Source organism: Pseudoalteromonas sp. NSLLW218 (assembly GCF_015864775.1).
Lineage (GTDB): Bacteria > Pseudomonadota > Gammaproteobacteria > Enterobacterales > Alteromonadaceae > Pseudoalteromonas.
This window is the reverse complement of record NZ_JADYWO010000004.1, coordinates 66,201-90,096: the sequence shown is the minus strand read 5'-3', so window position 1 is coordinate 90,096 and position 23,896 is coordinate 66,201. Positions and strand designations below refer to the sequence as shown.

Genomic DNA, 23,896 nt, shown 5'->3' with positions numbered 1-23,896 from the left:
CTTATTCTCCTTTCTCACTTCGCTCTGCAATAATACCGGCGCTTTGCTCTTGTAATATAAGCAGTAAACCTTTTGAGCGAGTATTAAGTAGCGTGTAAATAAATACGGTTGGTATTGCAACAACTAAGCCTAATACGGTTGTTACTAGTGCTTGAGAAATACCACCAGCCATTAATTTAGGGTCGCCAGTACCAAATAGTGTAATTGCTTGGAAGGTATTGATCATACCGGTTACCGTACCAAGTAAACCTAATAGCGGTGCAACTACCGATATAATTTTGATAAGTGTTAAGTTACGCGTAATTTTTGGCATTTCGCGTAAAATAGCTTCGCTTAATTTAAGCTCTAATGTGTCGTAGGCAACATTTGGGTAGTCGTCTTTAACTTTCATAACACGACCTAGTGGATTGTCATCTCTCGCTACGCTGTCTTTTAGCTGGCGGCGAATTTTCCCACCAACAAGTAATAGCGATACAAAACGCTCAATTGCAATTAATAATGCAAGTAAACCTACACCTAAGATTACGTAACCAACAGCGCCACCTTGATGTACTTGCTCTGCAGTATCTGGGGCTTGAACGAGTAAACCTAAAATTGAACCACCTGTTGGGTCAAGTGAAAATTGCACAACACCTGTCTTAGCTTCTTGTAAATCGCCCGCTGTCGATGTGTAACGCGATACTGGTTGGCGAGTTAGTTCGCTTAGTGTATTCGTACCTGGGTTGTATTCTAAATACTTACCGCCCGATACAAGGTTAAAAGCACCTACGCGAACAACTTCTTGCTGTGCTTTATTACCACCTTCGACTATAACCGTAGTATTAAAGCGACTTACTTTGCCTTGCTCGGTCATTTCGCGTTGCAGCTCGTACCACACTTTTTCAATATCGTCGATTGAAGCAAGCTTTGATGTTGAACCCATTTTTTGAGCGAGATCGTCCATAAAAGCACTTCGCCCCGGAATTTCTGCCGATACAACCGATGTTGCAAATTTATTGCTTGAATCACCAGCAACTTGCTGAAGAACGCCATATAGTTCTTTAAGTGATCCCATACGCTTTGATAAAGTGTCAGTTAAATTAGCAAGCTTAACTTCGTTTTCTTCAAACTGTGTTTCTAATCGCTCTGATTCACTAAGCATTTGACTGCGTTTTGCTTGTGTATCTTTTAGCATTTGCACTTGTTCGTTTTGACGCGAGGTAAATTCTTGCTCTCGTTGCTTGTTTTGTACGCTTTGAACCGATTTCCCGTCTTCAATTGATTTAAGTAACGAATCAAGATCCATTGACTCTGCCGCGATACTATTACCTGTAAAACCTAGGCTTAGTGTAAAGCTTGCAGCAAAAAGAGCCGTTTTTGTCATTTGAGTAAACAATTTCATTTTTAACCTCTTATTCTGCTGCGTGTACTGGCAGAGTTAACATATCTGGGGCAAGTTGCTTACGCGCTATGCGAAGACCTTTGTTAATTTGGCTTATAGTAGAGTCAGGAAGCGCTACAAACGTTTTTGTGTCTGTATCCCAACTACCTGCTTGCTTGCCATCGCGCGTTAAATAAATAAGCTCTAAACGACCAATGCGTAAAAAGTCTACTTCTCGCTCTTTACCACTTACTTCTAATAGAGCGGTATATGCTTCAATGGTACGCCCGTAATCAACTTCCACTTGATAAGCTTCCAAAACACGGCGAAATTTCTCGCTTGAGGTGATATCAGCACGATCCATCATGGTTTTTAATGAGGCTAAACGTTTTGCACGCTCGTCTTGTAGAAATGGCACGTCGAGTGATACAAACTGCTCAAGGCCTGTGATCATACGCATCATTAAAGGTGTAATTTGACGTTCAATAATAGAAACCTGATCCATTGACAGGTTTAAAGATTCCATCTCTTCTATTTGATTATTTAACTGTTTAGTTAGCTGAGCGTTGTAAACAGCTAAACCATCAATTTCTTTATTGAGGGTTTTAAACTGCTGTAAACGCCCTTGCATTGAATCTGCAATCTTGTCTATTTTTGTTTGTGATTGCGCAGCTGATTTATTAATTTCACTGCTTTTATCAATAACCTTATCTAAATCGTTTGCGTGTACTGCTGCACTTGCGGCCACAATACCAGCTAAGATTAATGGTTTAACGCCTTTCATCGCATACACCTTTACTCGTTAGTTAGCGGATTTGCTAGTTTGTTTTTTAAGGTCATAAATTTTGTTATATAAATAATTTATGACTTAATAATTTCAATGAGCAGGAGTTTATAGATGAAACATGACAAGGATGTTGCGCAAAAAAGTCGCTTTTATGACAATGGTAACAATTAAGACTTACGAGGAGGTTTTTAAGATGATAAGAGCATTTGTTAACCAAATGCCCTATAAACAAGCTGGGTTATTTTAAAATTGAATTAATTTGATTAAGGGAATAGTGCCAATCGGTATAATTAATTTCTATTGGGTATGCTTTATTGTCTTTTATGAGCACGAGTGAGGGAAACCCTTGAATCGGTAAGGTACGAACAAAAGACAACTCTTCTTTAAGTTCATCATTAAGCTCACTTGATGCTAGCTGCGCAGTAAACTCATTTTTATCTAAGCCTATTTGTTCAGCCAAACTAATTAATGTACTTTCATCAGACGGGTTTTGCGCGTTTAAGTAATAAGCATGTTGAATTGCAGCAATCATTTGAGCTTCTTTATCAGTTTTACGCGCTATAAGTGCAGCTCTGCATGCGGGATACGTTGAACGTCTTGGCTGGCAATCGCGCCAAAAGTTATAATTAAATTGCGTACCTAACTGCGCTGAAATTTTATGCCAAGTACCCTCAAGCATCTCTTTCATATTTTGTGGCATTGGGTCTTGGCTATCAGGTGCTAATCCACCTACTTTATATTCAATTGCTACTTTACCAGCAAGCTCTGATTTTAGCTTAAGCCAGGTTGGTGAGTAACCCCAGCACCAACTACACATAGGGTCATGAACATATATTAATTTACTTTGAGACATATTAATCCTTCAACTAGTTCGAGACGACTCTATTACGACCAGCAGCCTTTGCACTATAAAGAGCTTCATCTGCTTGTTTTAATGAATCATCATAATCAGTTACTTTATTTACTTGGGAAATACCAATACTACAGGTGATTGAAATACGCTGCTTGTCATCGGTAAATATAACGTGCCCTGCGACAGCATCTCGAAATTTGTTTGCAATTACAGTGGCTGTGGGAACAGTAACCTGCGGTAAAATAACAACAAACTCCTCACCACCATAACGCGCTTTATACGCAGTTGCCAAAAACTGAGATTCAAGGAGCTTGGTAAATTCAATCAATACCGTATCACCGAAGTCGTGACCATGCGTATCGTTTAAAGATTTGAAGTTATCTAAATCAATTAACAAAATTGAAAAAGGTAAGTACTGATCTGGGCGTGTTTGGGCAAGCTTTAAAAAATGAGAGGTAATAAAGCGTCTGTTTGCCATGCCAGTAAGGGGATCTGTGTACGCATGTTGTTTTTGCTCTAGCGTAATATCGGCAATAGCCATGTGGCTTTTATGTCTAAAATACTCACCAATAAATGAGAATAAAAACACCATAGAAAATGACGCTATAAATCGTGTTTTTTCTACATCGCCATAGCTAACTTGCCCAAAGTCAGGGCCGTATAAAATAACAATACAACAAAACAGTAAAGTAAAACCTAACCAAGCACCTAATCTGACCCCTAAAGATGCAAACGTTACTACTGGATAAAACATTAGCCAATATAGCGCGGTGTTGTCTTTACCACCGGTATAAACAAGTGCAACAAACATCATGCACACAATGCTCATACTTATTAATGCCACTACTTGAAGATTACCTGTTTTTATAAAGTAGATAGAACAGCTTATATTTGTAATGTTAACGATAATTAATGAAGCGGTGAGTATCGGTGAGTAAACCTTATAATTCAAAAACACGAGTACAGCAATCACCACAATTGATATCCCAATCATGGTAAATAAAGAAAACGCTTTGCGTTGCATGTCTGAGCTATAAACACTGTCGATATTTATTAGACTGAGCCAATTTGGTTTATTCACATTTTTTTTAGTCATTAATTTTATACTTTAAACTTTTGAACCATATTTTCTAAGGCACTAAACTGCTGTTTTAGTTTGGTACATTCGTTAAGCGTGTCATTTAAGTTAGCTTTGCCTTGTATAGAAAGCGCACTAATTGTTTGAATATCAGTATCTAATAACTTAACAACTTGGTTTTGCTCATCTGTTGCACTGGCCACAGAATGATTTGCATCGTTAATTTGCTTAATAGCTTGAATAACATGACTCATTAAATTGCCGACGGCATCTGCTTGTTGTACGCTTTTTTCACTGTCTTGAAGGCTTGTTTTCATAAGCTCTACAGCAAGGTTTGAGCCTTTTTGTAACTGGCTCACTGTGTCTTCAATTTCTTGCGTTGATTGTTGAGTGCGGTGTGCTAATTGGCGTACTTCATCTGCTACAACGGCAAAACCGCGTCCTGCCTCTCCTGCTCTAGCGGCTTCTATTGCTGCATTGAGTGCCAATAGATTAGTTTGCTCGCTTACACCTTTAATAACTTCAAGCACTTGACCAATACTGGCTGTGTGTGTATTTAAACTGTTTATAGTTTGCTGAGCTTTCTCCATATTAGCTGAAAGCTGGTGGATGGTTGCAACACTGTGGCTTAATGCTTCTTGGTTTTGTGTTGAGTGCTCATCTGCATTTTTAGCAAGCTGCGAAGCACTCTCTGCATTACTTGAAATATCCATTGATGTAGCTGAAAACTGATTAATAGCCGCTGCAACGCTATCGGTTCGTTTACTTTGATCATCATACATAGACAGTGATGAATGTGTTTGTGATACCAAGCTCTCAATAGCTGTATCTAATTGCTCAGTGGACTCTTTTACTTGATCTATTGAATGCTGAATTTTTTCGATGAAAATATTAAATGAATGACTTAAGTCGCCAAACTCATCATCATTTTCAACGGTTAGACGCCTTGTTAAATCGCCTTCTCCTTGTGCTATATCTTTAATGGCATCATTTAAACGGTTCATAGGCTGCATTAAATAGCGTAATAAAAGCTGCATCATAATAATGATAGCAATGATCCCTATCACCATAAAAACAGCCGCAGTTTGGCCAAAGTTAGAAACGCTGACATACGCTTTATCTTTATCTATAACAACACCTAGGTACCAATCTACATTTTCAATGCCACTAATTTTTGTAAACGAGATAAGTTTAGACTCTCCGTTTATTTCGTATTGGGTAAACTCACTTTGCAAGGGCGTATTAGTACCAAAAATATCTGATGTGTTTTTTAAGTTTAACTTAGCATTAGGATGGCTTAACACTTGACCTTTGTTATCGAGTAAAAAACCATAACCAAGACCTAAAAAATCAATATCGTTGATAATTTTAGTTACAGTTTGCATATCAATATCGGCACCTGCAACGCCGCTAAACTGCCCATTTTGTAAAATGGGTACTACCGCTGAGATTGTAAGCTCGTTAGTTGTTACATCAATATAGGGAGTTGTAAAAGCGGTATTTGATTTGTTTTCGACTAATTTGTACCAAGGCCGAGAGGTCGCATCAAAATCAGCAGGTAAAACGACAGATTGATCGTTTAATATAAACGTGCCGCTGGATTTACCGATATAGGTATTTTTAAAGCTTCCGGCAAGTTCTGCAGTATTTAATTGTGAAAGGGTGAGTGCTTTAGAATCATTGGCTTTGTGGGTTTTAGCAATTGATATAACAATCGCCAACTTTGCATTTAACCAACTCGCTATATTTTGTGAAACAGATTCTGAGTTTTGTTGTAATACTAGGCTTAACTGCTGCTCTGTTTGCTTGCGCATTGCAATGTAGTTATTAAAAGTAAATAACCCTAGCACCAAAACCAAAATTAAAGAGGCTGCAATAGTCACTTTGGAAGTAAATTTCAACGAGTTAAGCATATACATCCTTTTTATTATTTATCTTTATTATCCATACAGTTTTAGCAAAAATTTAGCAAAATGTCCTAATAAATAAGGCTTGCGACTAGATTATTAGATAAAAATAAGGATAAAGGATTAAAAAACAAAAGGCTGTAGGGGGTAACTGACTAATATTGAGATAAATTATGACTCGTATTAATTACTTGTGGAACGTTCCTATTAAATGTAGCTTTATAAGTGACTGAATACGTATTCAGTCACTTTTGTATAGTCTGTTATTTCCACTTATTTGCTAAGCGAACAACATTTAATCCGTACCATGCTATAAATACATAACACACCAATGGTACAAAAAAGCTTTGTTGTATATTAACTGTGTCAGCTATAAACCCTTGCAGTAATGGTACAAGTGCCCCCCCTACAATAGCTAAGCATAACCAACCAGAACCCTTACTAGTCAATGATCCTAGTCGCTCGATAGCAACCGAAAATATAGTCGGGAACATAATTGAGTTAAATAAACCAATTGCCAAAACTGAATATAAAGCGACGTCACCTTGAGTAAAAATTGTGATCAATAATAGCGCAATAATACTAAATGCATTAAATGCGATAGCCTTAGAAGGCGCTATTTTTTGTAATAAAACAGAGCCAATAAAACGCCCTACCATTGCCCCGCCCCAATAATAACTAATAAGTGCGGCCGCGGTATGCTCTTCAAGCCCTGCTATGTGTGCCTCACCAAAGTAATTTACTAAAAAGCTGCCGATGGCAACCTCCCCGCCTACATAACAAAATATAGCAAGTACACCCATAGTTAAGTGCGGTGCTTGAGTTAATGAACGATATTCTACTGCCGCGTTATTTTCTTCTTTATGGGCTTCAATTTCTGGAAGCTTTATAAAGGCAAATATAATAGCGATAAGCAATAATGCGCCAGCAAGCATTAAGTAAGGAACTTTTACAGACTCAGCAGTTGCTGCAGAAGCGGCTAGACTACCTGCTGTACCAAAAAATAATAAACCACCTACATAAGGCCCAACAGTAGTACCAAGCGCATTAAGTGCTTGTGCCAAATTTAAACGAGAAGAAGCTGTTTTTTCAGGCCCAAGAGCAGCAACATAAGGGTTAGCAGAAACCTGAAGTACCGTTACACCAGCGGCAAGTACGAATAAAGCGCCTAAAAATAGCCAATACTCATGTACTACAACAGCAGGGTAAAACAACATACAGCCAATTGAAGCCACAATTAAACCGGTTAAAATCCCTTTTTTGTAACCAAACTGCTTAACTAAAATACCCGCAGGGATAGAAACAATAAAATAAGCACCAAAAAAGCAAAACTGTACTAGCATCGCTTCAAAAAAGCTTAAATCAAATACACCTTTTAATCGTGGTATTAGTACATCGTTTAAAACAGTAATAAAACCCCATAAAAAAAATAGGGTCGTCATTGCAGTCAGTGGAAACAGGTAATTTTTATTTGGCTGTTCGTTGACCGCGAATGATTGATTTGTATTTATTTCACTCACGTCGTTTTCACTCCATTAACAAGTTGAAAACGATTCTACATGTTTATATATAAATTAGTCAGTGCAACAAAGGAACGTTCCAATTTTATGATTTGCATTGAGTATTGGTCGTATTGATAATACGGTCTATCTCACCACTATTATGGAACTGATAAAGCCCTTCGTTTATGTCATCTAAGACTAAAAGCCATTTAGGTGTAAGCTTACTAATAGCAAAATATAAAGGATTGTATTGCAAAGAAATGCTTTCTTGCTCAATGGAAGAAAGCAAAGATTGTTTTTCAGGTTTAGTTAAAGAAGAGTAAGTCACTGAGAATTTAAGAACTTGAGGGTCGCCTATAATCAAATCAACACGTTTAGCAACCAGGAGCTGAACAAGTTGTAAATCATCAACAGAGGTAATAACTTCAAACTCAGCATTGTCCATCATAGCATCAAACTCAGGCGTATTTTGATACCCTCGAACAACACCAATCTTTTGCCCTTTAAGCGATTTTAAGTTTCCAGTGAAACGGTCTGAATCGCCTTTCCTTTTTAAAAATGCAATTTCGCCACCTTTAAACGAATTTGATAAACCGAGTAATTCTCGACGTGTTTTACCATTAACATAATCGGAGGGGGCTGTATCTTCTATAAAATATTCAGGCATTAATATATCAGCTTTGCCTAGCTCTACATTTCGTACAGCTCTTGCCCAAGGCAAAAATTCTATATATACGCTGTAGCCCTTACTATTTAGTAGAGCTATTGAAAATTGATAAACCCAGCCTTTATTACATAAATTATTACCAATATAAGGAGGCCAATCGAGTGTGGCTAAATGGAGTGTTTGTTTGGGATTTTTCGCTTCATAGAGCACTCCTGATTTGTGGTAATGTCCAGTTAAAACATGTTGAGTACCATTTTGATAATACTCAACTGATGTTTCAGCAAAACAATTACTACTTGTCAGTAATAATATAAAATAAAACCAGCGCATTTTAGAATCTATTTGTGATTAATCATGTTTTTAAGTTTAGTTACAACTAAACCTTTTGCACTAATAAATCTTAATTAGATGCTTTTTCCCATTTCATTTTATTATTTGTATCGCGCGAGCTTATAATTGTTGTATCGCTGCTCTCAACGCCGCCTAATTTAGCTAATCGATCGTACAAAACAACATTACAGGTAGCCGCTAAGTTCATGCAGCCAATAGTTGGAATATATACCACTTCATCACACCACTTTAAAACGTCTTTTGGTACAGAGCCATCTTCGGGGCCAAATACATAAAATGCATTTTCAGGATGCTTAAACTCAGGAAGTGGCGTTGCCCCTTCAATAAGCTCAATGACAACAACGGTAGCACCCTCTGGTTTTACCGCTTCTAGACTATCGGTTTCGGTTAAAGGGATACGCTCAAGTGCGTTCTTAGTATCGGTATGAAATTTTTTGGCGTTTAAGTAACGATTACCGGTAAAAAACACTTGTTTGGCGTCATAACAGCCTGCTGCACGCAATACACCGCCAACATTTGTCGGGCTTTTAGGGTTAATTAAACCAATACTCGCTTTTAACTTATTCATTAATCAGCGTCCTTTGTTGGCCACTCTGCAATGTATAAATCAAAATCATCAAGCTTTACATCACAATCTTTTACTGTTTTGTCTTTTACAGAAATACCTAGCTCATGCATCTTTGTTTTATCGCCACTATTTAATAATGGGTGCCAAGAAGCCAAACCACGACCTTCATGTAAACGACGGTAACTGCAGCTTTGTGGCATAAAAAAGATGTCTTTAAGGTTTTCTTTTGTGAGTTTTACACAAGAAGGAACAAGCGTTTGGCGGTTTTCGTACTCGCTACAACCACAGGTGTTGTTATCAAGATACTGGCATACAATATTAGTAAATATTAATTGTTCACCTTCACGTAACTGATCGGTAGCTGTAAATTCGTCTTCATCTTCGCTATCAATAAACGTATTTAAACAACATTTTCCGCACCCATCACAAATGGCTTCCCATTCGTTTTGACTCATGTCGCTTAAGCTTTTTTTAAGCCAAAATTGTGTATTTGCTAATTGTTGATCAAACATAGTTTACTCGTGCCCCCTAAAGAGCGCGCATTCTACCGTATTGCTGTAAATGGCGCAAAGCCAATACCCTTTCAAAGTACTGGCTTTACGCTACAAATTAGCTTTGAGATTTAACCCAACGCTTAATTTTTTCCTCTAAGATTGGCATTGGCAATGCGCCATCAATTAATATTTGCGTATGGAATGCTTTAATATCAAATTTATTACCGAGTTCTTTTTTAGAAAAATCACGTAATTCTTGAATTTTAAATTGCCCTAACTTGTAAGAAAGCGCTTGTCCTGGCCATGCAATATAGCGCTCAACCTCTGCAATTACATCGCTCTTTGCCATAGATGAGTTAGCAAGCATGTAGTCTATACCTTGTTGACGCGTCCACCCTTTCGCATGAAAACCAGTATCAAGCACTAAACGCATTGCGCGTAATTGCTCGTCTGATAAACGCCCGTACCACATATAAGGGTCGGTAAATAAGCCTAGCTCTTTGCCTAAGCTCTCTGCGTAAAGCGCCCAACCTTCTGCAAACACAGTGTAACCACCAAATTTACGAAAATCAGGTAAGCCTTCTATTTCTTGTTGAAGTGCTATTTGAAAGTGATGCCCTGGGGCTGCTTCATGAATCGATAAAGTTTCGAGTAAAAATTTAGGCTGCGCTTTTAAGTTATAAGCATTGATATAAAAAATACCAGGGCGAGAACCATCAGGTGCCGGAGATGCGTATGATGCACCTGCTGCCGACTGCGCTCGGTATGCTTCAACTGCTTTTACAACGTAAGGTGCTTTGGGTGCAATGTTAAAAAGCAGAGGCAAACGTGCGTCTATTTTTTTCTTAACATTTTCGTATGCTGCAATTAGCTCCTCAGGCGAGTTGTAGTAAAACTCATCTGAATCACGTAAATGGTCAAAAAATTCAGATAACTCACCTTTAAATCCTACGGTTTCTTTTACTTTTTTCATTTCGCTTAAAATACGCGACACTTCACTTAATCCAATGTCATGAATTTCATCTGCAGATAAGCTAAGCGTCGTGTTTTTCTTAATTTGGTATTCATACCATGCTTTACCGTTTGGTAAGTCACTATAACCAACACTTTCTCGACTATTAGGAATATACTGATTAGCTAAAAAGTCACTCATGCCTTTATAAGCCGGTACTAAGTGCTGCGTAATCAATTGACGATACTGCGCTGTAATTTTTTGCTTTTGCTGTGCACTAAACGATTCTGGTAATTTTTTAATTGGTCCCAAAAATAGTGAGTCTTCAGCATTTTTAACTACATGAGCCGCAAATTGTGGCTGCAGTTTTTCAGCAAGTAGTTTTGGTAACGTAATACCTAGTTTAATACCTTGTGCCATTGAGCGCTCTACACTGGCAAGCCACTTTACAAAACCTTCGCTGCGCGAGATAAAAACCGTGTAATCTTCAACTGTATTAAACGGCTGAGCACTTTGACCTGAACCAAAACCTGCAAAGGTGTTATGCGCGCCTGCCATCTGGTTAATTGGTAGTAAATAATCAGGAAACTGCATACCTTCTAATTTAAGTGCAAGGTCGCGCTCTAATATTTCAAAACTTAAAAGCGATTGCCCTGTTAACTGTGCTTCATCTATAAAGTTTAAGCGCTGTTGATATTTTTTATAAAAAGCCGCTTTTTTAGCTCTATTTTCTTTTGAAATCTCAGGCGTAAATTGATCGTTAAACTCGTTACGACCATTATACGTTGCGCTAATGGGGCTATATGTGAGCGATTCATCGTAATACTGTGCAACAAGTACATCGAGTTGTTGCTCTGCCGAAAGCTCTGAAACAATACCTGCCGATGCGTTAACTGTGTTTAGCTGCGTACTGGTATTAGTGTTTGTACTAAGCCCAGTATTCATACAGCCACTTAAAGCAAACATAACGCCACTGGCAACTAATGCTAATTTAATTGATTTCATGATAATCCTTTTTAATATCGTTTTTTGATTATGCGCATTAAACCGTGCTTAATAAAGTAATTACGATAGATTGCGTTCATCGTATTAAATTTGCACTTTTATCTGAGCTTGTTACATTTCTATTAATTCAAATATGACTTAAAAGAAAAATTAAATGAAAAAACAACTACTCAGCACCTCTATTGCCTTACTTTGCTTAACCACTTTTAATACCCATGCCGTAACATACCTATCGGCTAAAGCCATGGTTGATGTTGAAGATGGCAAACTCATTAAATCGCCCTTGATTACTATTGATGATGGCGTGATCACTAATATTGAACAAAATAAAAAACCAACGCTGGTTAAAGGTGATAAACATATTCAACTACCTGATTTAACCCTTATGCCAGGTTTAATGGATATGCATGTGCATTTAACAAGCGACCCTACGGTTCCACGCAGCGAACGTTTAGGCCAGTCAGTACCGCGTATGGCGATTAAAGCCGCTTATTTTGCTAAAAAAACATTAGAAGCCGGATTTACAACAGTACGTAATGTTGGCGCTGAAGGTTACAGCGTTATAGCGGTACGTGACGGTATAAATGCGGGTGACATAGTTGGCCCTCGTATTTGGGCTGCGGGGCCATCACTTGGAATTACTGGTGGGCACTGTGATAACAACCGACTACCTCCTGAGCTTAAATACACTTCAAGCGGTGTTGCCGACGGTCCGTGGGCTGCCCGTATAAAAGTACGCGAAAACATTAAATACGGGGCAAACGCTATTAAGTTTTGTGCCACAGGTGGCGTATTTTCAAAAGGGACTAAAGTAGGTGCACAGCAGTATTCTTTTGAAGAAATGAAAGCCATTGTTGATGAAGCCCATATGCGAGATTTACCAGTTGCAGCTCATGCACACGGTACAAGCGGGATTAAAACAGCAATTAAAGCAGGTGTTGATAGCGTAGAGCACGCCAGCTTTCTAGATGATGAAGCCATTGCTCTTGCCAAAGAGCATGGAACTTGGCTTTCTATGGATATTTACAATACCGAATACACTCTAACTTATGGCGAGCAAAACGGTGTAGATGAAGAAAACCTCGATAAAGAACGCCAAGTATCTAAAAGGCAACGTGATAGCTTTAGCCGTGCTGTAAAAGCAGGTGTTAAAATGGTATTTGGTACGGATGCAGCAATTTACCCGCACGGAGATAATGCAAAACAGTTTAGCCGCATGGTTGAATTTGGCATGACAGAACTGCAAGCTATTCAAGCATCCACAATTAATAGCGCTAAGTTATTAAAAATGGATGCTCAGTTAGGACAAATTAAAACCGGATTTGTAGCAGATATAATTGCTGTAAAAGCAAACCCTCTTAAAAATATTAAAACCTTAGAGTCAGTCCCCTTTGTAATGAAAGCCGGTGTTGTTTATAAAGATTAATTGTAAACGTTAAGGCGTGTTGACCTTTGAAAATTACAATTCTCTCGTTTAGTAAGGCTAAGATTACTTAGTCTTACTAGCCCTTAATTCACATAAAAGGAACAATATAACCTTATAAAACTTCATCATTGATTATTAATCATCCAAACAGTTCTATTTAATAAAAAAAAGTGAACTTTTTATTCACTTTAAAAACAATAACCATTATCATTCGCGCAAATTCAATAACGCGAATAGTTATCACTCTATGAAACCGTTTAAGTACTCTCTTATTACTCTTGCTTGTTTAAATGCAAATATGGCATTTGCCCAAAATACTACAGCTGACTCTGATATTGAACGCATCAGCGTATACGAAAAACAAAACCGCGTGGTGATGAGCTCTGGTCTTGCTACTAAATCAGACATGTCTTTAATGGAAACACCTGCACCGGTTGTTATTATTGACCGTGAACTTATTGAATCTCAAGGTGTAGATAGCCTGCAAGATTTAGTTAGAAACGTAAGTGGTTTAACACAAGCAGGTAATAACTACGGTATTGGTGATAACTTAGTAATTCGTGGTTTAGATGCAAACTATACCTACGATGGTATGTATGGTGGTGCAGGCCTAGGTAATACATTTAACCCGACTCGTTCACTTACAAATGTTGAATCTGTTGAGGTTTTAAAAGGCCCAGCAACGGGTTTATATGGCATTGGTAGTGCGGGTGGCGTAATTAACCTAATTGAAAAAAAACCAGAGTTTGAAGAAAAACACAAAGTATCGGCTGAGATTGGCCAGTGGGATAGCTATTCATTAGCGTTTGATAGCACTAACGCTATAACAGATGATTTGGCCTACCGTGTGATGGCTAAAACAGCGTCAAGTGACGGCTTTCGCGATTTAAAAGAAAATCGCGACGAAATTTATACCTCGCTTAAATACGTGCTTAACGACAAACAAAACATCATGCTTTCTGCAGCATATATAAAAGATGAAATAGCGGTTGATTCTATTGGTCACCCTATTCGTATTTACAACGCAGAAACTGCAAACGGTTTAACCGCGGGTGAAGTAACCGGTGCAGATTTAGTAAACGATCCGACAGGAAGCGGCGTACAGTTAAGTGATGCACAACGCGACCAGCTAGCTAATTCATTATCTGCATCAGATGGCTTAACGCCATATAGCTTTGGCACAAACGGTATAATTTCGCCAATGGCTGATGCTAACGAAGGTGAGGAGCTGCGTTTTAAATTAACGCATAACTATTACATTACTGACGATTTGTTTTTAAACCAGCAACTACAGTACCGTAACTACACATCAAGTTTTGCGCGCCAAACAGGTGCTTATAACTACGTTTACTCTACTCGTGATGGAATTATTAATAACGACCCTCGTGCTCCATTAGTTGAAGACGGTGTACTTTATCCATATGCAGCACGCCGCCAAGAATACCGCCAAGTAGAAGCAGATGAAAAATCGTGGCAGTACTTTTTAGATTTACGTTATGACTTTATGCTAGGCGACGTAGATAACGAATTACTTGTTAACGCCAACTACGAAGATAGAGATATTCGTTTTAAACAATTCTCAATTTGGGATCAAGATTACGTACTCACAAACGATGCTGGTGATGTAACGTACCAAGGATCATTGCCATATATTTACGATATAAGAGAACCAAATTGGCCATCTGGCAACTTTGATGACTTCGATCCACTTAAAACCAGCGACTACAATAAAAAAGTACAAGCATGGGGTTTAGGCATTCAACATGTTGGTTATCTTACTGAAGAGCTTACAACGCGTATTGGTGTAGCATATAACCGCATTGAGCAAACTTACGAGCACTTTGGTGTAGATGAGCGCTATAGCTCGAGCCGCGCAGAGCCAACACCTGAAGCGAGTACATCAGATTCTGGCTTAACGTATAACCTAGGTGCAACATACCAGCCATCTGAAGATTTATCTGTATTTGTAAATCATTCAAAAGGTCGTACTGCGTACAGTGTATTAGGCTCTGTTGCGGGTAATGAAGCAGACAGAGAAGATTCTGAATCAATGAGTAACGATTTAGGTTTTAGATTTAAAGCGTTTGATGATCAATTACTGGCTTCTGTTGTTATATTTGAAAGCTCTCGTACTAATTTAGAATACGCAAATCCACTTTATGATGCGTTAACATCAGGCTCAAATGTGCCTGAAAGCTATTATGATGGTAAAGAAGAAACAACAGGTATTGAACTTGATTTAAACGCTTACTTAAATGATAAATGGAAAGTTAACGTAAACGGTATTTATCAAGATGCACGTGACAAAAGTAATCCTAATAGCAGCAGTTATGATACACGCCAAAAAGGTGTGCCTTACGTAACAGCAAGCACATGGGTAACTTACTACGCAGATATGTTTAACTTACCTGAAGCTGTGAATATAAGTGGTGGTATTACCTTTGTAGATAACAGAAGTACTAATTCGAGTTCGTTCTCGATTCCTGATGGTTATGTACCAAGTTACACGACTTACGATACAGCGGTATCGTACACCACTGATAAATGGCATATGCAGTTAAACTTAAATAACTTGTTTAATAAAAAGTATTACTCAAAAGCTATGTTTTTAGGTGGCATGCCAGGCGAAGAGCGTAATGCAAAACTAAGTTTTAGTTACACGCTTTGATAGTTTAGATGATTAAAAAGCACGGTTTGTATTTTCACAAGCCGTGCTTTTTTGCTATGGCTATTTAATTAAATAGTAACCACTATGCGACCGTTAATTTCACCTTTGAGCATATCGTCAAAAATTTCGTTAATATCCTCTAAGCGTTTTTCTTCTATGATTGCTTTTACTTTACCTTGAGCGGCAAATTCCAAGCATTCTTGCAAATCTTTACGCGTACCAACGATAGAACCCACTACTGACACGCCATTAAGCACAGTATCAAAAATAGGAAGCGGCATATCCTCTGGAGGTAATCCCACTAATACACACTTACCACCACGGCGTACACTTTTATAAGCTTGTTCAAACCCAGCTTTTGACACCGCAGTACACACAACGCCATGTGCGCCACCTACTTGTTCAAAAATAGCTTCGCTGGGTACAACTTCTTTAAAGTCGAGGGTTATATCTGCGCCAAGCTCTTTAGCAAGCGCTAGCTTTTCTTTACCTGTATCAACAGCAATTACATTAAAACCCATTGCTTTAGCGTATTGCACGGCTAAATGCCCAAGACCACCCACACCAACAATCGCTACCCATTGCCCAGGTTTAGCACCGGAAACTTTTAATGCTTTATACGTTGTAACACCTGCGCAAAATAACGGAGCAGCTTCTGAAAATCCAAGACCTTCTGGTATTTTTACAACGTAATCGCCATGCGCTAAACAATACTCCGCATAGCTACCATCTATAGAATAGCCAGTATTGTGCTGCGATAAACACAGTGTTTCTTTACCATCTAAGCAAAACTCACAGTGTCCACAAGCGCTGTAAAGCCAAGGCACACCAACTCTGTCGCCAACTTTTAAGTGCTTAATGTTGCTACCAACTTTATCAATAACACCGACACCTTCATGCCCTGGTACTAATGGCATTTTTGGCTTTACCGGCCAATCACCATGACATGCATGTAAATCAGTATGACAAACACCACAGGCAGCTATTTTAACTAAAACGTCGTTTATTCCAACCTCAGGAATTGGCAGGTCTGTTATTTGTAATTTACCTTTGTATTCATTATTAATTGCAGCTTTCATAGTCATTCCATCGTATTTGAAAAAATAAAAAAAAGGATTTATTTACGTATTGTTGTGTACAACATACCCCAATATAGATGTATAAATATTAATCTAAATCATACTTTAGTCGTTAAAAATAATTTATTAACTGGCTAAGAACTTGCTATCCAAAATGAGCGTGCTAGCATTTACTTTCTGAAATTACTGAAAGTTACTAAGCTATGAGTTTATCCGAAAAGAATTTTGCCTTCGTAATGCATTGTGGTGAGATGGGCAGCCGCTGGGGATTCAATCGTACAATTGGGCAAATGTGTGGTTTGCTGATTATTACTAAAAATCCTATGACAGCAAATGAGATTGCAGATGCGCTTAGTATTTCTCGCGGTAATGTAAGCATGGGTATTAAAGAGTTGCAATCGTGGCAATTAATTAAAGTGCAGCATATTCCTGGCGATCGAAAAGAGTACTACGCCCCTGCTGGTGATATTTGGGATATGGCTAATCGCGTATTTGAAGAACGTAAAAAACGTGAGATTGACCCTACCTTAAGCTTGCTGCGTGATAACCTGTTAGATGAAGCTGTGAACGAGGATGAACTTTATGCCCAAAAACAAATGGGTGAAATACATAACCTACTTGAAACCGTCACTAAATGGTCATCAGAGCTGCAACGTTTAACGCCAGAGCAACTTAATAAACTGATGAAGCTAGGTTCAGGAATTGGTAAAGTTATTGACTTAAAAGATAAGATATTCAAAAAAGAATAAAGCCGCAATTGCGGCTTTATTTATATGCACGTTTTAAAAATTAGATTTTTGGATAACCAATTCTATCCGACAAATAACCTACGCTAGTAGCGAAGTAATACGAGCGATTCCAGTGCATAAACACTTTGTAGTTATCGTACGCTAAGTACATCCGGCCATTTATATCATCAGGCATAACCAGTGCAGCACGTACGTCTACATTAGGTAAATCAGAACCATCAGCTTTACGAACTCCTAGTGCTTGCCAATCAGCTAATGAGCGCTCTGAGTCATTCCAATATTCTAACCACTGCTTACGTGTTTTAGTACCGCGTACTAAAACGTATTTACTGTCAAAGTTTTCAGGTAATTGGACTTGGCGACCCCACGTAAGAGAGTCGTTCCACCCTTCTTGCTTTAGGTAATTAGCAATTGAGGCAAAAGCATCTTCCTTTGTAGTCCAAATATCTTTGCGACCATCATTATTGTAATCAATCGCATAAGCGTTGAACGATGTAGGCATAAATTGTGTTTGCCCCATAGCACCTGCCCACGACCCTTTAAATTTATCTAAGGTAATGTGGCCCGATTTTAAAATATCCAGTGCAGCCCAAAGCTGGCGTTTATAAAGCGCTTCTCGGCGTCCATCAAAAGCAAGTGTAACAAGTGAAGAAATAACATTGTGACCACCTTGAATAGTGCCAAAGTTACTTTCAAGTCCCCAAAGTGCCACTATAAAACGAGCTTGTACACCAAACTCTTTAGCAACTCGTTCAAGCACATCTTTATTTTCTGCATAAAGTTTGCGAGCGCGGTCAATTTTCCATTGTGGTACACGTTTTGGTAAATAAGTTTCAAGCGTTTCTTTTACTTCTGGCTGGTTTTTATCAGCCGACACCACTTTTTCTTTATACGTTGCTGTTGCAAAGGCATCATCAATAAGCTTAGCTTCATAACCTTTAGCTATAGCTTCTTGCTTTAAATTAGTTAAATATGTTTGAAACTCGGCTTGTGTTTTAGCCATTACAGAGCCGCTCAAGCAGACTCCACATAATAAAACGGTCAGTTTTTTAATCACTATCAACTCCATTTTCTTTTCGTAATTGGCTTAGCAAGTTTTCCTCTGGCGGTGGAATTTGTAAATAGAAGCCTTTATCAGGATTTGATAATGCTGCTTTTACAGTTTCTAAATCGGCCCCACCTAAACGTTCACGTTTTGCTAAGTTTATGATCATAACGTAATGAGGTTGACCAAACATGGTCATTAAAGGTTCCGGAACTTTACTAAAATCATCTCTTTTTTCAACAAATAAGAAGGTATCCGCTTTTTTCTTACTTTTATATACAGCAGTGAGCATTATGACCCTATAAATTCTTGCTTAACAATGCCGCACACTATAACATGAGAGTAATAATAAGTTAGAAAATTTAGATTAGAAATTTCAATAAAGGCCTTATTCAGCCTACGTTTATCTAACATTGATTTTTAATCAGACAATTCAATTGAGCGTGTATGTCGGACCAAATTTTTGAGTTAAAAGGGAATCTTTTTACGTTATCAGTTTTGCACCTTTATAGTACTGATATAGCCCTTCTAGCAGAACAGTTGTATATAAAAATAGCCCAAGCACCTAGATTTTTTGAGGGTGCTCCTATTGTTGTTAACTTACTTGAAGTGAAAAACAGCCCACTCGATTTTGTGCACTTAAAATCATTGATTGAGCGTATGAGCTTTAATGCGGTTGGTGTGTGTAATGGTTCTGATGAACAACATGCCCAAGCTAAAGCTGCTGGTTTATCTGTTTTAAACTATTCACAAGACGTTAAGAGCGAACCTGTTAAACAAGAGGCTAATACGTCTATTGTAGAAAAAACAGTGCATTTGCCGGCTCAGATTATTAGCGGCACCGTTCGTTCTGGCCAACAAGTTTATGCAAAAGACCGTGATTTAATAGTACTTGGTGCAGTAAGTCACGGCGCTGAAGTAATTGCCGATGGTAATGTACATATTTATGGCACGTTACGCGGTCGCGCTATTGCTGGCGCAAAAGGTTTTAAAAAAGCACACATTTTTTGCCAAAAACTTGAAGCCGAATTGGTTTCAATAGATGGTAACTACTGGATCAGTGATTCACTACAAGGTGAACATTGGGGAAATGCGGTGCAAATACAACAAAAAGACGAATCATTAGAAATTTCAGCTTTGGTTAAAGGATAAATCTCATGGCAAAAGTAATTGTCGTTACCTCTGGTAAAGGCGGTGTTGGTAAAACAACATCAAGTGCTGCAATTGGCACAGGCTTAGCGTTAAAAGGCTATAAAACAGTTATTATCGACTTTGATATTGGTTTACGTAACTTAGATTTAATTATGGGTTGTGAACGCCGTGTTGTTTATGACTTTGTAAACGTGATAAATGGTGAGGCAAACCTTAACCAAGCGCTTATTAAAGATAAACGTGTAGATAAATTATTTTTACTACCCGCTTCACAAACTCGTGATAAAGACGCATTAACACGTGAAGGTGTTGAACGCGTACTAAACGAATTAAAAGAAGACTTTGATTACATTGTATGTGATTCACCAGCAGGTATAGAAGCTGGCGCTATGATGGCAATGTACTTTGCTGACGAAGCAATTGTGACAACAAATCCAGAAGTGTCGTCAGTTCGAGATTCGGATCGTATTTTAGGTATTTTACACAGCAAATCAAAACGTGCTGAAGAAGGCCTAGAAAACATTAAAGAACACTTACTATTAACACGCTATAATCCTAGTCGTGTTGAAAAAGGTGAAATGCTATCGGTAGAAGATGTGCAAGATATTCTGTCAATCCCACTATTAGGTGTTATTCCTGAATCGCAAGCGGTATTAAGTGCTTCAAACTCAGGCCAACCTGTTATATTGGATACAGAATCTGATGCAGGCCAAGCTTATTCTGATGCAATTAACCGCTTACTAGGTGAAACCGTCGATTTTCGCTTCTTAGACGTTGAGAAAAAAGGCTTATTTAAACGGATTTTTGGAGGTTAACGTGTCTTTACTTGACTACTTCCGCTCAGAAAAGAAAAACAGTGCGTCACTAGCAAAAGAGCGATTGCAGATCATTGTCGCGCACGAGCGTTCTCAACGAGGAACGCCGGATTACTTACCACAATTAAAACAAGACATTTTAGATGTGATCCGTAAATACGTGAACGTAAGTACCGATGCAGTTCAGGTTCAGTTTGATCAGAACGAAGACGATTTAGCCGTACTTGAGCTAAACGTTACACTACCTGATGAAGAAAAGAAGTAATTGAAGAAAGGGCGCTTTATGAGCGCCCTCTTTATTTTCGCAATAACTTTCTAAATACCTACGCTTTAATCCCCTTCGTGCAACTAAAACTTTTTAACTATGTAACACAAAAACTATAGATAATACCAATTCGCTTAATTAAGTGATCTATTTTGAGGATCGAAAAACGTGTTGATAGCTAGGCAAAAAAATCGCTATTTAGTTGTTCTAAAAGAGATTTTTTTAACACAGGTAACGACACGTTTAGCGCCGCAAAATGATTAAGTATTATTGCGGATTGGTATAAGTATTACACAGTTAAAGAAAACATTAAGCCTTAAGTATCCCATTCTTTTAAAGCGTCTTTAACATAGGTATATCGCCAAGAACTAAGTAAATCTGGCTTTATATGACTCTGTTTTTGCTCATTAGTTAGCTTCCAATTCCAACTAATCAATTGATTTACCTGCTTTTTAGAGGCCATAACGTCTTCTGGTATATTGTGCTCTTTAGCTACTTTAGTGATTTTTTGTTTTATATCTTTTGCTACTTTTTTATAAGTAGGAAAATCAATTAAACGCTTAAGTACATCAGGATGCTGAGCATCAGGAACTGCTTTGGCAACTTCAATACACTTTATTATATCTACACCAGAGCGATTAACTTCAATTGCTTCAACTCCTGGAATTTGACGTAGAGCGTTTAAACTTGAAGGACCACGTTTGGCAATTTCAGTCATGTTATGTTCTTTTAACACAAAATTAAGCGCCAAATTTTTCTTGATAGCTTTATTTCTTCGCCATACAGCAAGCTCTTTTAATACCGCTAATTCGTGCGGTTTAAGTTGCCATGCATTTTTAATATCTTTATATAAAAGCTCGTCAGGTGTTTGAAATGCACGTTTTTTTGCAATCAATTCACTTTCGTTTATTACAATGTCAAAGAAACCAGCCACATTGATACGGTCGATGATCTGCTCAAAACATGGTAATAAGTAAAAAGTATCAGCAGCAGCGTAGTCTAATTGTTTTTTGGTTAACGGACGTTGCAGCCAGTTAGTGCGTGACTCGCTTTTATCTATTTCAATACCTTGAAGTTCTTTTACCATAAGTGCAAAGCCCATACAGTTACCTTCACCGAGTAACTGCAACGCAAATTGTGTATCAAATAATGGAGCTGGAACGAACCCTGCGTATTTTTGAAAAACTTCAATATCTTCAGAAGGAGAATGCAGTACTTTTAAAACAGCAGGATCTTTAAGTATTTCCCAAAAATCAAATAGTGAAAGTTCAGCTAATGGGTCAATAAGCGCTAAATGCTCACCATCAAAAACTTGGATAAGTGCAACTTCTGGATACAAAGTTCGACGACGCATAAACTCAGTATCAATAGCTAAAATAGGCTTATTTTTTATTTGTTCAACAAAAGTATTAAGTTGATTTTGGGTTTCGATCAATTGGTATTGCACTTAATCTCCTACAATAAAAAAGCCGACATATGTCGGCTTTTTTATAGGTTGCTAATCTTTCAAGGCTCTTCGGAGTATCTTACCTACGTTAGTTTTAGGTAACTCATCCCTAAACTCTACCAGTTTGGGGACCTTGTAATTAGTTAAATTATCACGACAGTGACTTATTATATCTTTTTCAGTTAAAGAAGGGTCTTTTTTCACAACAAAAACTTTAACTTGTTCACCACTTACATCGTGAGGAATACCAATAGCTGCTACTTCAAGCACACCTTCGTGCATAGCCACTACTTCTTCAATCTCATTAGGGAAAACATTAAAGCCAGATACAATGATCATGTCTTTTTTACGATCTACAATAAAGAAGAAACCTTCGTCATCATAAGTCGCAATATCACCTGTAGCAAACCAGCCATCTTTTAAACATTCAGCGGTTGCATCTGGTCGTTTGTAATAACCAACCATGACTTGTGGGCCTTTAACGCAAAGCTCACCAGGTTCACCTTTAGCTGCTTCTTCACCGTTATCTAAAACTAATTTAATATCAGTGTTCGGTGCAGGTAAACCAATAGAGCCATTATATGCTTTCAAATCAAAAGGACTAATAGTAACTAAAGGAGAACATTCTGTAAGGCCATAACCTTCCATTAATTTTGAGCCAGTCACTTTTTGCCATTTTTCAGCAACAGGACGTTGAACGGCCATACCGCCACCTAAAGACATTTTTAAATGGCTAAAATCAAGTTCAGCAAAACCTGGTGTGTTTAACAAACCATTAAATAATGTATTAACGCCAGTAATTGCTGTGAATTTATGTTGACCCAGCTCTTTAACAAACCCTGGCATATCTCGTGGGTTTGTAATTAATATGTTTAAACCGCCGTACTTCATAAACGTTAGGCAGTTAGCTGTTAAAGCAAATATATGATAAAGAGGCAGTGCAGTAACAACAACTTCTTCACCACGGTTTAACACTTTGTCTAAACAACCTGAAACTTGCTCAAGGTTACCAACCATATTGCCATGGCTCAGCATTGCTCCTTTAGATACACCTGTTGTACCACCGGTGTACTGTAAAAAAGCAAGATCAGATAAGCTCATTTCAGGACGTGTATATTTAGCTTCATCTGCAGCTAAAACGTCTGAAAATTTAATTGTGTTAGGCAAGTTGAACTTTGGCACCATTTTTTTAATGTGCTTCACTACAAAATTAACTATGTGCTTTTTAAGCCCGCCTACCATGTCGCCTACTTGCGTTACTACAATATGTTTAACATCAGTATGGGCAAGTGACTTTTCAAGTGTGTCAGCAAAGTTTGCTAGGATGAAAATAGCAGTAGTGTCAGAGTCTTTTAGCTGATGCTCTAATTCACGCACAGTGTAGAGAGGGTTAACATTAACAACGACACAACCTGCACGTAAAACACCTAAAATTGTGACTGGTGTTTGTAGTAAGTTAGGCATCATTACGGCAACTTTGTCGCCTTTTTTGAGACCTAAGTCATTTTGAATATAGGAAGCAACTTTTTTTGTTGCTGTATCTATTTCATCGTAAGACATCGTTTTACCCATATTCGTAAATGCAGGTAAATCGGTGTAGTCACTAAAACTTTTTTCGAACACTTCGAGTAACGAGTTGTAATGCTCAGGATCGATTGTTTCAGGCATACCCTCTGGGTAGCGCTTAAGCCAGATTTTTTCCACTCTTAGCCCCTGTTTATAATTA

Annotated in this window: 21 protein-coding genes; 6 read left to right on the top strand and 15 right to left on the bottom strand. The window is 38.0% G+C overall.

The window, feature by feature from the left end:
• Position 1: 1 nt before the first annotated feature.
• From I6E80_RS07280 to I6E80_RS07235, 10 genes are all read right to left on the bottom strand, one after another.
• Positions 2–1,381 carry a MotA/TolQ/ExbB proton channel family protein gene (locus I6E80_RS07280; RefSeq protein ID WP_197185209.1) on the bottom strand — a complete coding sequence of 460 codons (1,380 nt, stop codon included), beginning with the start codon at positions 1,379–1,381 and terminating at the stop codon, positions 2–4.
• A gap of 10 nt (positions 1,382–1,391) precedes the next feature.
• A complete protein-coding gene (locus I6E80_RS07275) occupies positions 1,392–2,144 on the bottom strand; it encodes a DUF3450 domain-containing protein (protein ID WP_076924682.1) in 753 nt (250 codons plus the stop codon).
• Between the two features lie 241 nt (positions 2,145–2,385).
• Positions 2,386–3,000 (bottom strand): DsbA family protein, encoded by a 615-nt coding sequence (locus I6E80_RS07270; protein ID WP_197185208.1) that lies wholly within the window; start codon positions 2,998–3,000, stop codon positions 2,386–2,388.
• A 13-nt stretch (positions 3,001–3,013) separates the two neighbouring features.
• The gene (locus tag I6E80_RS07265) at positions 3,014–4,096 is read right to left on the bottom strand and encodes a GGDEF domain-containing protein (protein WP_197185207.1); all 1,083 of its coding nucleotides are present in this window, start codon (positions 4,094–4,096) and stop codon (positions 3,014–3,016) included.
• Between the two features lie 5 nt (positions 4,097–4,101).
• Positions 4,102–5,991 (bottom strand): methyl-accepting chemotaxis protein, encoded by a 1,890-nt coding sequence (locus I6E80_RS07260; protein ID WP_197185206.1) that lies wholly within the window; start codon positions 5,989–5,991, stop codon positions 4,102–4,104.
• A gap of 257 nt (positions 5,992–6,248) precedes the next feature.
• The gene (locus tag I6E80_RS07255; RefSeq protein WP_197185205.1) at positions 6,249–7,505 is read right to left on the bottom strand and encodes a sugar MFS transporter; all 1,257 of its coding nucleotides are present in this window, start codon (positions 7,503–7,505) and stop codon (positions 6,249–6,251) included.
• A gap of 85 nt (positions 7,506–7,590) precedes the next feature.
• Positions 7,591–8,484, bottom strand: a complete 894-nt coding sequence (locus tag I6E80_RS07250; protein WP_197185204.1) for an ABC transporter substrate-binding protein — start codon at positions 8,482–8,484, stop codon at positions 7,591–7,593.
• Between the two features lie 70 nt (positions 8,485–8,554).
• Positions 8,555–9,073, bottom strand: coding sequence for an RNA methyltransferase (locus tag I6E80_RS07245; RefSeq protein ID WP_024598161.1), 519 nt, complete (start codon positions 9,071–9,073; stop codon positions 8,555–8,557).
• Positions 9,073–9,585, bottom strand: coding sequence for a YcgN family cysteine cluster protein (locus tag I6E80_RS07240; RefSeq protein ID WP_024598160.1), 513 nt, complete (start codon positions 9,583–9,585; stop codon positions 9,073–9,075). The genes I6E80_RS07245 and I6E80_RS07240 overlap by 1 nt, the downstream gene beginning before the upstream one ends.
• A 97-nt stretch (positions 9,586–9,682) precedes the next feature.
• A complete protein-coding gene (locus tag I6E80_RS07235; RefSeq protein WP_197185203.1) occupies positions 9,683–11,524 on the bottom strand; it encodes a DUF885 family protein in 1,842 nt (613 codons plus the stop codon).
• Positions 11,525–11,678: 154 nt separating this feature from the next.
• Between I6E80_RS07235 and I6E80_RS07230 the strand changes: the two genes are divergently transcribed.
• Both I6E80_RS07230 and I6E80_RS07225 read left to right on the top strand, forming a co-directional pair.
• Positions 11,679–12,950 (top strand): amidohydrolase family protein, encoded by a 1,272-nt coding sequence (locus I6E80_RS07230; RefSeq protein ID WP_197185202.1) that lies wholly within the window; start codon positions 11,679–11,681, stop codon positions 12,948–12,950.
• Positions 12,951–13,197: 247 nt separating this feature from the next.
• Entirely contained in the window at positions 13,198–15,618 is a 2,421-nt protein-coding gene (locus I6E80_RS07225) for a TonB-dependent siderophore receptor (RefSeq protein WP_197185201.1), read from the top strand.
• Between the two features lie 68 nt (positions 15,619–15,686).
• Here the strand turns inward: I6E80_RS07225 and adhP are convergent, their stop codons facing one another.
• Positions 15,687–16,697, bottom strand: a complete 1,011-nt coding sequence (gene adhP, locus I6E80_RS07220; protein WP_076924691.1) for an alcohol dehydrogenase AdhP — start codon at positions 16,695–16,697, stop codon at positions 15,687–15,689.
• A gap of 203 nt (positions 16,698–16,900) precedes the next feature.
• Here adhP and I6E80_RS07215 point away from each other — a divergent pair, with 203 nt between their 5' ends.
• Positions 16,901–17,446, top strand: coding sequence for a GbsR/MarR family transcriptional regulator (locus I6E80_RS07215; RefSeq protein WP_024598155.1), 546 nt, complete (start codon positions 16,901–16,903; stop codon positions 17,444–17,446).
• Between the two features lie 40 nt (positions 17,447–17,486).
• Here I6E80_RS07215 and I6E80_RS07210 read toward each other — a convergent pair whose 3' ends face one another.
• On the bottom strand, positions 17,487–18,503 hold the full coding sequence (locus I6E80_RS07210; protein ID WP_024598154.1) for a lytic transglycosylase domain-containing protein: 1,017 nt from the start codon (positions 18,501–18,503) through the stop codon (positions 17,487–17,489).
• Positions 18,496–18,783, bottom strand: coding sequence for a YcgL domain-containing protein (locus I6E80_RS07205; protein ID WP_024598153.1), 288 nt, complete (start codon positions 18,781–18,783; stop codon positions 18,496–18,498). The genes I6E80_RS07210 and I6E80_RS07205 overlap by 8 nt, the downstream gene beginning before the upstream one ends.
• 155 nt (positions 18,784–18,938) lie before the next feature.
• On the opposite strand from I6E80_RS07205, the gene minC reads away from it, so the two are divergent.
• The 3 genes from minC to minE are packed head-to-tail and all read left to right on the top strand — an operon-like array spanning position 18,939 to position 20,723.
• Positions 18,939–19,643: a septum site-determining protein MinC gene (minC, locus tag I6E80_RS07200; protein WP_024598152.1), complete on the top strand. Its 705-nt coding sequence runs from the start codon at positions 18,939–18,941 to the stop codon at positions 19,641–19,643.
• 5 nt (positions 19,644–19,648) lie between these two features.
• Entirely contained in the window at positions 19,649–20,458 is an 810-nt protein-coding gene (minD, locus tag I6E80_RS07195; RefSeq protein WP_007583272.1) for a septum site-determining protein MinD, read from the top strand.
• A gap of 1 nt (position 20,459) precedes the next feature.
• A complete protein-coding gene (gene minE / locus I6E80_RS07190; protein WP_004334706.1) occupies positions 20,460–20,723 on the top strand; it encodes a cell division topological specificity factor MinE in 264 nt (87 codons plus the stop codon).
• Positions 20,724–21,039: 316 nt separating this feature from the next.
• Here minE and rnd read toward each other — a convergent pair whose 3' ends face one another.
• Together rnd and fadD are read right to left on the bottom strand one after the other, a co-directional pair.
• A complete protein-coding gene (rnd, locus tag I6E80_RS07185) occupies positions 21,040–22,170 on the bottom strand; it encodes a ribonuclease D (protein WP_076924693.1) in 1,131 nt (376 codons plus the stop codon).
• Positions 22,171–22,221: 51 nt separating this feature from the next.
• On the bottom strand, positions 22,222–23,874 hold the full coding sequence (gene fadD, locus I6E80_RS07180; protein WP_170071468.1) for a long-chain-fatty-acid--CoA ligase FadD: 1,653 nt from the start codon (positions 23,872–23,874) through the stop codon (positions 22,222–22,224).
• Positions 23,875–23,896 lie beyond the last annotated feature (22 nt).

Bases quoted from the DNA above. Each gene is read 5' to 3' on its own strand.
- adhP (WP_076924691.1), bottom strand. From the start codon at position 16,697: ATGAAAGCTGCAATTAATAATGAATACAAAGGTAAATTACAAATAACA.
- I6E80_RS07205 (WP_024598153.1), bottom strand. From the start codon at position 18,783: ATGCTCACTGCTGTATATAAAAGTAAGAAAAAAGCGGATACCTTCTTA.
- I6E80_RS07215 (WP_024598155.1), top strand. From the start codon at position 16,901: ATGAGTTTATCCGAAAAGAATTTTGCCTTCGTAATGCATTGTGGTGAG.
- I6E80_RS07245 (WP_024598161.1), bottom strand. From the start codon at position 9,073: ATGAATAAGTTAAAAGCGAGTATTGGTTTAATTAACCCTAAAAGCCCG.
- I6E80_RS07265 (WP_197185207.1), bottom strand. From the start codon at position 4,096: ATGACTAAAAAAAATGTGAATAAACCAAATTGGCTCAGTCTAATAAAT.
- I6E80_RS07260 (WP_197185206.1), bottom strand. From the start codon at position 5,991: ATGCTTAACTCGTTGAAATTTACTTCCAAAGTGACTATTGCAGCCTCT.
- I6E80_RS07250 (WP_197185204.1), bottom strand. From the start codon at position 8,484: ATGCGCTGGTTTTATTTTATATTATTACTGACAAGTAGTAATTGTTTT.
- I6E80_RS07270 (WP_197185208.1), bottom strand. From the start codon at position 3,000: ATGTCTCAAAGTAAATTAATATATGTTCATGACCCTATGTGTAGTTGG.
- I6E80_RS07240 (WP_024598160.1), bottom strand. From the start codon at position 9,585: ATGTTTGATCAACAATTAGCAAATACACAATTTTGGCTTAAAAAAAGC.
- minC (WP_024598152.1), top strand. From the start codon at position 18,939: ATGTCGGACCAAATTTTTGAGTTAAAAGGGAATCTTTTTACGTTATCA.
- I6E80_RS07235 (WP_197185203.1), bottom strand. From the start codon at position 11,524: ATGAAATCAATTAAATTAGCATTAGTTGCCAGTGGCGTTATGTTTGCT.
- minD (WP_007583272.1), top strand. From the start codon at position 19,649: ATGGCAAAAGTAATTGTCGTTACCTCTGGTAAAGGCGGTGTTGGTAAA.
- I6E80_RS07275 (WP_076924682.1), bottom strand. From the start codon at position 2,144: ATGAAAGGCGTTAAACCATTAATCTTAGCTGGTATTGTGGCCGCAAGT.
- I6E80_RS07230 (WP_197185202.1), top strand. From the start codon at position 11,679: ATGAAAAAACAACTACTCAGCACCTCTATTGCCTTACTTTGCTTAACC.
- I6E80_RS07280 (WP_197185209.1), bottom strand. From the start codon at position 1,381: ATGAAATTGTTTACTCAAATGACAAAAACGGCTCTTTTTGCTGCAAGC.
- I6E80_RS07225 (WP_197185201.1), top strand. From the start codon at position 13,198: ATGAAACCGTTTAAGTACTCTCTTATTACTCTTGCTTGTTTAAATGCA.